General features: G+C 62.2%; 9 protein-coding genes and 1 tRNA gene. 6 read left to right on the forward strand and 4 right to left on the reverse strand.

The window, feature by feature from the left end; translation table 11 throughout:
• Positions 1-101 precede the first annotated feature (101 nt).
• Together B3M53_RS06705 and B3M53_RS06710 are read left to right on the forward strand one after the other, a co-directional pair.
• Positions 102-178, forward strand: a tRNA-Met gene (locus B3M53_RS06705).
• A 361-nt stretch (positions 179-539) separates the two neighbouring features.
• Positions 540-1,892, forward strand: coding sequence for a DEAD/DEAH box helicase (locus B3M53_RS06710; RefSeq protein WP_273019990.1), 1,353 nt, complete (start codon positions 540-542; stop codon positions 1,890-1,892).
• Positions 1,893-1,962: 70 nt separating this feature from the next.
• On the opposite strand, the gene B3M53_RS06715 is transcribed toward B3M53_RS06710, so the two are convergent.
• Together B3M53_RS06715 and B3M53_RS06720 are read right to left on the reverse strand one after the other, a co-directional pair.
• A complete protein-coding gene (locus B3M53_RS06715) occupies positions 1,963-2,904 on the reverse strand; it encodes a pirin family protein (protein WP_273019988.1) in 942 nt (313 codons plus the stop codon).
• 34 nt (positions 2,905-2,938) lie between these two features.
• Complete coding sequence (locus B3M53_RS06720) at positions 2,939-3,877, reverse strand: FkbM family methyltransferase (RefSeq protein ID WP_273019987.1); 939 nt, start codon at positions 3,875-3,877, stop codon at positions 2,939-2,941.
• A gap of 107 nt (positions 3,878-3,984) precedes the next feature.
• Here B3M53_RS06720 and B3M53_RS06725 point away from each other — a divergent pair, with 107 nt between their 5' ends.
• The 3 genes from B3M53_RS06725 (at position 3,985) to B3M53_RS06735 (ending at position 6,866) form a co-directional block, all read left to right on the forward strand.
• The gene (locus tag B3M53_RS06725; protein ID WP_273019985.1) at positions 3,985-5,427 is read left to right on the forward strand and encodes a M20/M25/M40 family metallo-hydrolase; all 1,443 of its coding nucleotides are present in this window, start codon (positions 3,985-3,987) and stop codon (positions 5,425-5,427) included.
• Between the two features lie 111 nt (positions 5,428-5,538).
• Complete coding sequence (locus B3M53_RS06730) at positions 5,539-6,153, forward strand: FMN-dependent NADH-azoreductase (RefSeq protein ID WP_160091962.1); 615 nt, start codon at positions 5,539-5,541, stop codon at positions 6,151-6,153.
• Positions 6,154-6,260: 107 nt separating this feature from the next.
• On the forward strand, positions 6,261-6,866 hold the full coding sequence (locus B3M53_RS06735) for an FMN-dependent NADH-azoreductase (RefSeq protein ID WP_160091961.1): 606 nt from the start codon (positions 6,261-6,263) through the stop codon (positions 6,864-6,866).
• A gap of 24 nt (positions 6,867-6,890) precedes the next feature.
• Here B3M53_RS06735 and B3M53_RS06740 read toward each other — a convergent pair whose 3' ends face one another.
• Positions 6,891-7,679, reverse strand: coding sequence for a hypothetical protein (locus tag B3M53_RS06740; RefSeq protein ID WP_022701900.1), 789 nt, complete (start codon positions 7,677-7,679; stop codon positions 6,891-6,893).
• A 71-nt stretch (positions 7,680-7,750) separates the two neighbouring features.
• Complete coding sequence (locus B3M53_RS06745) at positions 7,751-8,794, reverse strand: hypothetical protein (protein ID WP_022701901.1); 1,044 nt, start codon at positions 8,792-8,794, stop codon at positions 7,751-7,753.
• A 239-nt stretch (positions 8,795-9,033) separates the two neighbouring features.
• Here B3M53_RS06745 and B3M53_RS06750 point away from each other — a divergent pair.
• On the forward strand, positions 9,034-10,030 hold a 997-nt coding region (locus B3M53_RS06750), incomplete at its 3' end, for an amidase (RefSeq protein ID WP_273019981.1).

Below are 10,030 nucleotides of genomic sequence, written 5' to 3' on the forward strand. Positions count from 1 at the left end.
CATTCTCCGTTACACTGTTAAATGAGACCGACGCCGTCACTCAGAACGACGTTTGCTTCTGCAACCCATTTGTTGTTAAAACAAAAGCGTTGCAGCCCTGATGCGGGGTGGAGCAGCCCGGTAGCTCGTCAGGCTCATAACCTGAAGGTCGTAGGTTCAAATCCTACCCCCGCACCCAAGTTTAAAAAGCCCCGCGCCATTGGCCGGGGCTTTTTCTTGTTTCAGACCAGGCGAGAGACGGACGGGATGCATGTAGTGAACGCCCTAAGAGGTCATGATCCAAGAGGAATTGAGCGTATCTCAAGAATGATCACTTGCGTTCTTGGTCATTTGGGCGCACAGAGGCGGCACGCGAAGCACGCGCCCAGCACGAGGCTGGTTGCGCGGCGACGGATCAGCCGGAGTGAGAGCACTCCCGTGATGAGGTCCGGGCGGGGGCGATATTCGTCCCAGAACGGCGGCTGAACGATCCAGTTGTCTATATTTTTGAACGAAATAGCGCCCGGAGATCGTCCGTGAGCGCTGCTATGAGGTTATCCTTGACCCGATTTACAGATCTAGGTCTGAACGACTCCATTCTCTCGGCGATCGCCGAACAGGGCTATGAAACGCCCACCCCCATTCAGGCGCGCGCCATCCCCCAGGTGCTCGCCGGCCGTGACCTGATCGGCCTGGCGCAAACCGGCACCGGCAAGACCGCCGCCTTCGTGCTGCCGCTGATCCATCAATTGCTGGCTGAGAACAAACAGGCGCCGGGCCGCTCCTGTCGCGCCCTGATTCTGGCGCCGACGCGTGAGCTGGCAGCCCAGATCGAAGAGCAGGTTCGCGCCTATACCGCTCACACGCGCCTGACGAGCGCGGTAATCTTTGGCGGCGTCAAAGCCGGCCCGCAGATCAAGACTCTGGCGCGCGGCGTAGATATCCTGGTGGCGACGCCGGGCCGTCTTCTGGACCATCTGGGCGAACGCAAGGCGCGGCTGGATCTGACCAGTTTCGTGGTGCTGGACGAAGCGGATCAGATGCTCGATCTCGGCTTTATCCCGGCGATCCGCAAGCTGCTGCGTCTGGTGGGCAAAGAGCGTCAGACGCTGATGTTCTCCGCCACCATGGTGCCGGCGATCCGCCAGCTGGCCGACGATTTCCTGTCCAATCCGGAAACCGTGGCGGTGACCCCGCCCTCCAAACCGGTGGAGCGGATCGACCAGAAGGTGCTCTACACCGAAGCGGCGGATAAACCCGAGGCGCTGATTGATCTGATGGCGCCGGAAGCCGGCAAGCGCACGATCATCTTCACGCGCACCAAACATGGTGCGGACCGGGTGGCGAAACGTCTGGTGAAATACGGCCACAAGGCCAACGCCATTCATGGCGACAAGAGCCAGAACCAGCGCACCCGGGCGCTCGACGCCTTCAAATCCGGCGAATCTCCGGTTCTGGTGGCCACTGATATCGCCGCCCGCGGCATTGATGTGGACGGGGTTGATCTGGTGGTCAATTACGAGCTGCCCAATGTGGCCGAGAACTATGTCCACCGCATCGGCCGCACCGCGCGCGCCGGCGCGACCGGCCGGGCCGTCGCTTTGTGCGCGCCGGACGAGCGCGTGATGCTCAAGGATATCGAGAAGACCATGGGCGTCGCCATCGCCGGTCTGAACGACGCGCCGCCAATGCCCAAGGGCGAGGCCGCCAAGTCCAAAAGCCGACGCCGGGGCGGACGCCGCGGTCAGGGCCAGGGACAGGGCGAGGGCGCCCCGTCCGGCCAGAAGCGCGGGGGCGCTTCCGGCAAGCCGCGCCAGGGCGGTGAAGACGCACGCGGCGGCAAACCCCAGCGTAATCGACGGAGCGGCGGGGGCGGTCAACGCCGCGGCCCGAGCGCCACAGCCGCCGAATAAGGCTGCTACAGATCCATAGAGAGCGGGCGCGGTTCATCAAAACCGCGCCCATTTTGCATTTGATTGTCGTTCAGCTCGTCGGATTCTCTTCCGTACAGGCAGGCGGCTCGCCCGGTTCGGGATCGCCGGGCAGGGGGATGTATTCGTTTTCCTCGACCGGCATGCGGAAGGGGGTGTCCTTGAAGCCTTGAGCGATCGAGGCGCGCCAGTCGGCTTTGGCCTGCTCGATGCGCTCTTTGCGGCTGGAGACGAAATTCCATTCCATGAAGCGCTGGCCCAGCGGTTGGCCGCCGAGCAGCATCAGACGGGAGTCTTCTGTCACGCTGACGCTCGCCTGGTTCTGGCCGGGCGTGAAGATCGCCATATGTCCGCCTGAGACGGTCTCGCCGCGGACCTCAACACCCCCTGAGACCACATGCAGCGCCAGTTCTTCATGGCCTTCCGGCAAATCAAACTGTGCGCCCGCTTTCGCCTCGATATGAGCGTAGACAATGGGGGAATAGACTTTCACCGGCGAGGTGCGGCCATAGGCGCTGCCCAGGATCAGACGACAGTGCGCGTCGCCCAGCTCGAAAGCCGGCAGGTCATCCGCGCCATGATGATGAAACTCGGGCTCGATCTCCTGGCAGTCTTCAGGCAGAGCGACCCAGACCTGAATGCCGAACATGAAAAGGCCCTTGGCGCGGGCTTCATCGCCCGTGCGTTCTGAATGGGTGACGCCCTTGCCGGCGGTCATCCAGTTCACATCGCCTGGATAGATGGTCTGGTGCACGCCCAAACAATCGCGATGGTCCATCTCACCGTCAAACAGATAGGTGACGGTCGCCAGGCCGATATGGGGGTGGGGGCGCACATTGATGCCTTCGCCGGGGTTGAACTGCGCCGGGCCCATCTGGTCGTAAAAGACGAAGGGGCCGACATGGCGGCGCTGTGCGACAGGCAGGATGCGCGTGACGCAAAATCCGCCCAAATCCTTGCTCTTGCCTTCCAGAATGCGTTCAAGCGGGCTCATCAGTTGTCCTCTGGGCTGAACGGAGAGGGGGGAGTTAGCGTGCGTCCCGGTCCAGGATGACGTTCATTCGGGTGCTCTGGCGGATGCGATAACCCTTGCTCAGCGCCAGTGCTGCAGCGTCGGGCGTGGTGCGGCCATCGGCCATGTCGGCGCGCTCCAGGATCAGCAAATCCGGCCAGCGTGTCTTGGGGGCCTTGGCGAAGAAATGTGACAGGATGGCGGCTTCACCGCCCTCCACATCCACTTTCATGGCGTGCGCTTTGGTGAGCTTCAGCTCATCCATAAGCGTTAGAAGCGTTGTGACGCGCACAGCTTCGCCTTCCGAGCCGCCAAGACGGGCCTGACCATGATTGCCCGAGATCATGCGCATGACCTCTTCGCCCTCGTAATCCGCCAGTGCGACGCCCGCCATCTCGATCTGGCCGAGCGCATTCTGGCGTGCGTTGAAGCTGAGTCTGCGGCGCATTTCACGTTGGGGCTCGACCGCGATGACGCGTGATTTCTCGCCGCCGGCCAGCGCCGCCACCAGCGCATAAGCGCCGGCGTTCGCGCCGATATCCATGAACGCCTTGCCAGGGCCCATGATGCTGCGCAGCGCTTCGAGTTCGGCCGGGTCAAAGCATTGCGGCGTCATGAACAGACGCTTTTCCGACAGATTGTCGGTGGGGTGCAGCCGCAACTTCAAGCCAAGCGCCTGAACATCCGCCACGCCAGCTTTCATGCCGCTGAGCGCCAGAGGGCGCGCGGCGCCGGCCAGACGCAAGCCGGCGCGTGAGGCCGGCAAGGCGCGTCCGATGGCGAGCCCGATCTTGCTGACAAATCCTGGCGCATACGCGCCATATCCGGGGGCAGGCGGTTCATGAGACACAGGCCCGCCCTGCGCCCGCTTCACTTCAGGTGAGGCGGGCGGAATCGTCAGCATTTCGTCGGTCTCAGGCAAAGCCTGGTCGGAGTTTGATGTCGTCTCGGTCATGCCAAGACTTATAAACGCAATTGGGCGTGACCGCATACCATGAGATCAGGTTTCCAGTTTCGCTCGGCGCCAGTATGGTCACCTCAATTCTGAGGAGGAGAGACATCATGCTGCGCACCTTTGCGGTCGCCGCCCTGCTATCCACAGCAAGCCTGGCGCACGCCCAGACCGAGCCGTTTGATCTGGGGCAGGACAATCGAGAGATCGCCCGGGCTCTGGGACAGGCCGCGCTTGAGAGCGATCTCGCTTATGAGATCACCGAGTCTCTTACGACCGAAGTCGGCCCCCGTCTCGCGGGCACGCCACAGGAAGCGCGGGCGCGCGACTGGGCGGTGGAGATGCTAGAAGAGCTGGCGTTTGAAAACGTCCGCGTCGAGCCGTTCGAGCTTGATCTGTGGACGCGCGGACGCTCGGTTTATGAAGAAGTGGCGATCACCGCGCCGTATCCTCAGGAACTCTATGCGATCTCCCTGGGCGGCGCCGGAGCCACGCCTGAAGGCGGGCTGGAAGCGGAGGTCGTGTTCTTTGACAGCTATGACGCGCTTTTAGCGTCGGATGCGGACGAAGATGCGCTCGAGGGCAAGCTGGTCTTCGTCAATGACCGCATGGTCGCCAGCCGTACCGGCGAGGGCTATGGCTGGGCCAATCGCAAACGCCGCGACGCCTGGGTGCTGGCTGAAGATCGCGGCGCTGTGGGGGTGCTTATTCGTTCTGTAGGAACCAGCTCCAACCGTTTCGCGCACACCGGCATGATGAGCTTTCCTGACGGGCGTCGGCCCGACATTCCGGCTCTGGCCGTTTCTGCGCCGGATGCAGACCAGCTCCAGCGCCTGAATGAGATGGGCGAAACCGTCTCGATCAATATGCGCACCTATGCCGGCTGGCGGGGCGAGGCGATAAGCGGCAACGTCATCGCCGAGATCACCGGTTCTGAAGCACCCGACGAGATCGTCATTATTGGCGCGCATCTTGATAGCTGGGACACCGCCACGGGCGCCCTCGACGATGGCGCGGGCGTCGGCATCGTCACGGCCGCTGCGCGTCTGATCGCGGAAAGTGGTCATCGTCCGCGCCGCACCATTCGTGTGGTGCTGTTCGGCGCCGAGGAAGTGGGACTGGTGGGCGCACGCGCCTACGCCAACGCTCGCATGGAAGACGGCACGGTGGGCGACCACATTATTGGGTCTGAATCAGATTTCGGCGCTCGGGAAGTCTGGCGCCTGCGCTCCAATGTGGGCGAGCACGCCCTGCCGGAGATCGACGCCATTCACCGCGAACTGCAAAGCCTGGGTCTGGTGCGCGGTGATAATTCCGGCGGCGGCGGGCCAGACATGATCCCGCTGCAATATATGGGCGTGCCCATGGTGCGGCTTGAGCAGAACGGCGAGGACTATTTCGAGTTCCACCACACGCCGAATGACACGTTCGACAAGATCGTGCCTGAAGAAATGGCGCAGAACGTCGCCGCCTGGACCATGATGGTCTGGCTGCTGGCCAACAGCGAGACTGATTTCCGGCCGCAGACGCCGCAAGCGGAAGCGAGCGAGTAATTCCGTTCTGGAAGCAATGAGCTTCCAGAAGTCGGGCTACACGCGGGATCCGGGCGTAGGCATATCTCCTGCCATCAGGCGGCGCCGCCGCAACACATGATGGAGGTGATTATGTCTGCGCCCACTATTCTTCAGGTCAATTCCAGCGCCCGTCTCGAAGGCTCGGTCAGCCGCGAACTGTCGCAGCTGCTTTCCCAGGCCCTGGCTGGCGAGTCCGGCACGGTGACGGTTCGCGATCTCGCCGAAACCCCTGTGCCGCAAGTGGACGCAGGCTGGGTCGGCGCCAATTTCACTGATCCTGCTGAACGCACCCAAGCACAGCGCGACATCCTCAAAGGGTCTGACGCGCTCGTGGGTGAGCTGAAAGCAGCGGATCAAATTGTCATCGGCATGCCGATCTACAATTTCTCCATTCCCGCCAGCCTGAAGGCCTGGATCGATCAGATCGCTCGCGCGCGCGAAACCTTCCGGTATTCCGAAGCGGGGCCTGAAGGCTTGCTGACCGGCAAAACGGCCTGGATCGTGGTCGCGTCGGGCGGCGTGCCGCTGGATTCGGGCGTGGATTTCGCGACGCCTTATCTGCGTCAGGTGCTGAATTTCGTCGGCATCACCGATATTCGCGTCATTGACGGCTCGCGCTGGGATTTCCGCGAGGAAACCGATCGCGAGGCGATCCGCGCACTGGCCCGCACGGCTGATATTCAGCCTGCGCAAGCGGCTGAATAAAGACGCTCACCAGGCGCTCACATTTATGTGGTGCGCGTTTGATTGGCGCTGGCGCGGTCTTGGTCTCATCTCTGAAGCCATTCTTTCGAAGAGTTTCAGGAGCCCTCATGACCGCGCCTCGCATTCTGACCCTGTATTCCAGCGGTCGCACCACCCAGTCCGCCAGCCGTGAACTGGCAGACCTGTTGTCCATCACTCTGGCCGGTGAGACAGGCGTGATCACAACGCGTGATCTGGTCGCCCAACCGCTGCCCTTTGTGGATGAGGCTTTTGTGGACGCGAGCTTCACCCCGCCTGCAAACCGCACCGCGGCGCAAGTGAAGGCGCTGGCGGTCTCCACAGAGGTGCTGGATGAATTGATGGCCGCTGATCAGCTGGTGATCGCAGCGCCCATGTACAATTATTCCATCCCGGCGGCCTTGAAGGCCTGGGTCGACATGGTGGCGCGCGCCAATGAGAGCTTCCGCTATGTCTTTGACGATGGAGATCCGTATGTTCAAGGGCTGGTGAAGGTCCGCACCGTCTGGTTGGTGACGCCGACCGGCGGCACGCCGCTGGGATCAGACATGGACTTCGCGACCGGCTATCTGAAATACGTTTTGGGCTTTATGGGCATGAAGGATGTGCGCGTTATCGATGCTGCGGGCTGGCGGGATCTGGATGACGCCTTGAAGGCTGCGAAACGTGACGAGATCCGGGCTTTAAGCGCGTAGGCTTGAGGTTTGACGACTGGCGTTCTAGAGCGTGCGCCAGTCGTCGCGTACGCCCAGCTGACGGAAGACTTCTGACCAATAGGCTTGCAGAACATCACGCTGTTCGCTGCTCCATCCCCGACGTTCGATCAGATAGATTTCGATCCTGACGCCTGCGAGCACATCGCCATATTCATCCTCGATAAGGGCCGCCACACGGCCAGGCGGCGGCAGGCGGTTTTCAAGGTCTGACCGGGCGCGGCCATAAACGCTGAACAGGCGTGAATTCTGCAGCATGTCGGAAACAAGAATGACCGTGCGACGCGGGGTGTCGGGATTGAAACCGTCTTCCAGCGCCAAATCGGCCAACGCCTCGATAATCGGGCTCGCCGGGCTTTCCTTGGGTTCGACCAGATCGGCGAGGGCGCTTTGCAGCGGGCCTTCAAACAAGGCCTGATAGCGCGCCTCGACCCGGGCCGGATTGCGATAGAGCGGATTGATCTGGTCGCCACGGCCAGGATTGCACAGCGAGAAACTGTTGGTGTTGATCAGCTCGCCGCGCGCGTCCAGCTCGTACAGCGACAACCGTTCGCCGATCTCCAGCCGGTCGCGGCTGTCGAGCGCGAGTTGCTCGATGCGGGAGGCCTGTTCGGGCGAATAGAGGTCGGTCTTGTCGATCACGAGCGCCATATGGGCGGGCTGTTCCCCGCTCAGGCATAGGGTGTTGGGGTCATATTCGGGCGGTTGCAGCACGAGGGCGGCATAGCTGATCGCGCCGAGCACGCCGATCACGATCAGAATATTGATGATGCCCAGAATATCCTTGCCGCGCATATGTCTGACGCCCCCTCTGCCAGCCGATAGCGGAGGGCATCATGGGGCGCCCGCCCGCTTATGGCTAGACGTTATCGGCCGGGGAAGGGCGGTTTGTCTGACCCGCTCGTCTCGCCCGGATCGGTGAGATCGGTGTCCGCCGCCTGCTCATAGAGCTGGATCGAGCGTGAATTGTCGGCGGCGAAAAACTTGTCGATCTTGCGCTTGAGCGCGATCGCCTCACGACGCGTCGGCCCGCTCAGGCTTTCCTCGATCTCGACGGCGCTTTCCGTGTTTTCGCGGTGCGTGTGGGGCAATTGCTTGAGCACGGCGGACAGGTGGGCGGCTGCATTGATCGCCCGGCGCTGGGCTGTGCCATAGCCGATCAGGCGGTCATCGAACGTGGCGCCCTTGAACGCGGCGATGGCGGCGAAGGTGACGCCCAGTCCAAACAGCAAGAGCCCTTCCAGCGTCTGGATGCCGGTTCCCGCCATGGCGGAACTCACGGGCGCCAGAATCGCCCCGGTCGGCTCGGCCAGATCACCGAGCGCCAGAGTGGCGGCGTTCAGTTCCAGCAAGTCACGATAGAGCGCGGCGGTGTAGTTCAGGAACACCACAAAACCCAACGCCAAGGGCGTGCCGATGATAGCGGCGGCGAAGGAGAAGGGGCGGTCGGGGTTCTGTAACAGGCGCAAGCCTAAAAACCCGATCAGGAAGAATGCGGTGATCACATTGGTGAAAGCCACGGTGATGGCCTGAATCCAGCCGCCCAACAGGCCCAGATCAGAGCTTTTGGAAAAGAAATAGGCGTTGATCAGGCCTTCCACGAGCACCATCCCGGCGAGGATGGAGAAGTGCATGATATGGCTTTCAGGATAGGTCGCGGAGCGATTGACCCATTTGTCGCGCGGCAGCGCCTCTTCAAACATCCGACCGCGTGTCTGGCGAAAATGCAGATAGGCGTCAAAACAGGCCGAAGCGCGATAATACGCATCCGTCAGACGATCGACGATCTGATGGGTTTTGCGATCAATTTCAGTATCCATGATCTCGTCCGCATCCTCCGACCGTCCCCGGTTCAAACCGAGAAGGTTGTTCGTGATCGGCCGATCTTGGGTTTCAATCGTATCGCGCATGGTCCGGCCCCTTTTGATTAAGTCTGTTCACAGCGCCCAAGAGTTAACCATGTCCCGATAATCAAGCTTAAGTTGGGCGAAATCAAACGAAACAAGGCTGAAAAGCGGCGAATTGCGTCTTTTTTCGGGACGCGCTTCACTCTACTTTCCTCCGACATCGAGTTCGGCGCGGTGACGCCGTTAATGTAGATGAACAATCCGGCGGCTGAACCGGAGCTGAACATCTCAGAGGGGACGTCATGACCGGACCATTGAATACGCGCCGCACGGTATTGGGATTGCTGGCGGGGGCGGGCGCTGGAGGGCTGGCCGCCTCGGCCGCCAGCGCTCGCCAACAGCCGCCCATCACAAGCGAGACCCTTTCGGGCGCCGAACGAATGATGGGGGTGAGCTATACAGCGTCTGAGCGCGAACAGATGCTTAATGGCGTAGAGGCCTGGGTGTCGCGCGCCGAGCGCCTGCGCGCGGTGGACAAGCCCAACGACCTCGCGCCTGCGCTGACCTTTGATCCGCGTCTGCCGGGCGTGACCTATCGTGCGCAAGACACTTTCGTATCCGGATTGCCCATCAATGCGGGCCCCGCGCCAAGCGACCCCGCAGACATCGCCTACGCACCAGTCTGGAAACAGGCGAGCTGGATGGCGGCCGGCGCGTTGAGCAGCGTTGAACTGACCGAGATCTATCTTGACCGGATCGCTCGCCATGGCGAGGCGCTGGAATGCTATGTGACGGTCACCGCCGACCATGCGCGGCGGCAGGCCGCCCAGATGGACGCAGAGCGCGCCCGCGGCGAGGTGCGCGGACCGCTGCATGGCGTGCCCTATGCGTTGAAAGACATTATTGATGTTGCAGATGTTCGCGCGAGCTGGGGCGCCAGCGTCTATCAGGACCGGATAGCCGATGAAACGGCTGTGGTCGCGCAGCGTCTGGAAGCCGCAGGCGCGGTGCTTCTGGGTAAGGCGACCTCGGGCGCGCTCGCCTATGGCGACATCTGGTTTGACGGGGTGACGCGCAATCCGTTCAACCCCAATGAAGGCAGCTCGGGCAGCTCGGCCGGCCCCGCTTCCGCGACGGCTGCGGCTTTGTGCAGCTTCGCCATCGGCACCGAAACCCTGGGCTCCATCGTTTCGCCGTCGCATCGTTGCGGCACGACCGGCCTGCGCCCGACTTTCGGACGCGTGCCGCGGACGGGGGCTATGGCGCTGTGCTGGTCGCTCGACAAGATCGGCCCCATTG

The sequence above is a fragment of the Oceanicaulis sp. UBA2681 genome (assembly GCF_002354675.1).
In the GTDB taxonomy this organism is placed as follows: Bacteria; Pseudomonadota; Alphaproteobacteria; order Caulobacterales; family Maricaulaceae; genus Oceanicaulis; species Oceanicaulis alexandrii.